Origin of the sequence: Streptomyces synnematoformans (genome assembly GCF_039531005.1) — a bacterium.
Classification (GTDB): domain Bacteria; phylum Actinomycetota; class Actinomycetes; order Streptomycetales; family Streptomycetaceae; genus Streptomyces; species Streptomyces synnematoformans.
Genome location: NZ_BAAAPF010000563.1, coordinates 1 through 2,347 on the forward strand (window position 1 = coordinate 1; position 2,347 = coordinate 2,347).

Annotated in this window: 2 protein-coding genes; both read right to left on the minus strand. The window is 78.3% G+C overall.

Annotation, left to right across the window (positions count from 1 at the left end; genetic code table 11):
• Nucleotides 1–1,157, minus strand: a 1,157-nt coding sequence (locus ABD317_RS35980) for a serine/threonine-protein kinase (RefSeq protein WP_344296104.1), incomplete at its 3' end; no start/stop codon positions are given.
• A gap of 15 nt (nt 1,158–1,172) precedes the next feature.
• Nucleotides 1,173–2,347 (minus strand): ABC transporter substrate-binding protein (locus ABD317_RS35985; protein ID WP_344296107.1); only part of this gene is annotated, 1,175 nt, incomplete at its 5' end.

Sequence of the window (2,347 nt, forward strand, 5' to 3'; positions counted from 1 at the left end):
GCGACGAGCCGCAGCACGGGGGAGGGCAGCCAGTCGCGCGGGTCCGCGGGCCGGCCGCCGGCGGAGCGGTCTCCCGCGAGCCCGTCCGGTCCGGCCCGCCGGCCCCCGCCACCGCCTTCGTCCCGGTCTTCAGCCCCGTCTACGGCCCCGTCTTCGGTCCCGGGTTCGTCGGACTCGTCCGCGTCGTAGGGCAGCGTCTCCTCGGCCGGCCCGCCCTCGTCCCGCAGTACGCGGGTGGCCGGGTCCGGCGGCGGCGGCGCCGGTACGCGCGGGTCGACGGGCCCGGCGTCCGGCGGTACGGCCTCCGGCGGCGCCTCCGCGGGCGGCGGCGCGGCCTTCGCGGGCGGCTGCGGGGCCAGGGCGGCGGCCAACTCCGCCGCCGTGGGCCGGTCGCCGGGGTCCTTGGCCAGGCAGTCCGTGACCGCCGTCCGCATCCCCGGCGGCAGTCCCTCCAGACCCGCCAGGTCCGGGGCCTCGTGCACCGTGCGGTACAGGACCGCCGCCGCGTTGCCGCCGCCGTACGGCCGGCGTCCCGTGGCCGCGTACGCCAGCACGCACCCCAGCGCGAACACGTCGCTCGCCGGCCCCGCCCGGCCGCCGGCGCTGATCTGTTCCGGCGCCAGATAGCCGGGGGTGCCGATCACCGCGTCCGGCGCCGTCAGCGCGGTCGCCCCGGAGTCGTGCGCGATGCCGAAGTCGATCAGGCGCGGCCCGTCGAGGGTGAGCAGCACGTTGCCCGGCTTGACGTCCCGGTGGACCAGCCCCGCCGCGTGCACCTCCGCCAGCGCCTCCGCCAGCCGTGCGCCGAGCGCGCCGACGGCGTGCGGCGGCAGCGGCCCGTACCCGTCCACCGCCTCCAGCAGCGCGGGGCCGGGCACGAACGCCGTGGCCAGCCAGGGCGCCCGTGCCTCGGTGTCGGCCGCGGTCACCGGCACCACCCAGCGGCCCGTCAGCCCGCTCGCCAGCCGCACCTCGCGCCGGAACCGGGCGCGGAAGGCCGGGTTCGCCGCGTGCTCGGGCCGGATGACCTTCAGCGCCACCAGCGTGCCGTCGCCGGTGCGGGCGAGGTAGACCACGCCCATGCCGCCCGCGCCCAGCCGGGCGAGCAGCGTGTGCCCGCCCAGCTCCTCCGGGTCGTCCGCGCGCAGCGCCCGCATCGTCCGCTCCTCCCGTCAGGAGCCGGGGAGCGCCATCGGGCCGACGTAGCCGAACCGGCCGCCCTCGACCCGGTAGTGGTGGGCCTTCCCCCGCTCCACCTGCCCGTCGTCGTCGAAGCTGTACGTGGCCGCCAGCCCCTTGAACCGGGTCCCGGCCAGCGCCTCGGCCAGCGCCTTGCGCGTGGGCCTGCGCCGGCCCTTGCGCGCGAGGGCGGTCAGCCGGTCGGCGATCAGCCGGGTGACGTCGTACGCCTCCGCCGCCCACGGCTCCGGCGCGGCGCCGTACCGCTTGCGGTAGGCGGCGGCGAAGTCGCGTACGGGGTCGGCGCCGGCGCCGATGTACGCGGTCAGCGCCTGCCAGCCCTCGGCCGCGTCGGCCGCCACGTCCGTGAACGGGCCGGCGGCCGCGGGCTGGTCGACGAACCGCGGCCCGTCGAAGCCCCGCTGCGCCAGCTCGCGGGCGACCGCCGCGGCCCGCTCGGGCGTGCCGGTGTAGTAGAAGCTGTCGATGCCCTGGTCGAGCATGTCCGCCACGACCGGGCCCATGGCGTCGGCGTCCGCGGCGGCGGGCACGACGCGCAGGTACAGCTCCATCCGGAGGTTGGCGGCCGCGTTGTGCACGATGGTGCTGTGCTCCCAGCCGCGGACCGCGCCGGCCCGGTCGGCCAGCAGGCCCACGTGCGTCGCACCCTGTTCGATCAGCGTGTACAGGACGGTGAAGGAGATCTGCGCGCCGAGGGTGGTGGTGTGGAAGTACGCCTTCGGGGTCGCGAGCAGCGCCGCCTGCGCCGCGCTGAACGAGCCCTCCGAGACCGTGAGCAGCGGCAGCCCCGCGCCCTCGTAGACGTCCAGCGCCGCCTGGGTGGAGGCGTAGCCGGTGGGGCCGAGCACGGCCAGCACCGTGCGGTCGCCGGTCAGCCGCCGGGCCACGCTCATGGCCCGGGCCGGGTCGCCGCGGTCGTCGGCGACCTGCAGCTCCAGCGTGAACGGCTTGTTCCCACGGGCGTTGAACCGCTCCACCGCCAGCCGGGCCGCCTTCTCCTGCGCCTCGCCGACCGCCCGCTGCGGGCCCGTCAGGTCCGCGTGCACGCCGATGGTCCGGCGCGGCCCCGCGGCCTTCGCGGGCGGGTCGCCGTCGTCGCGCAGCGCCGCCCACAGCCCGGCACCGCCGCCCGCGGCGAGGAGCACCG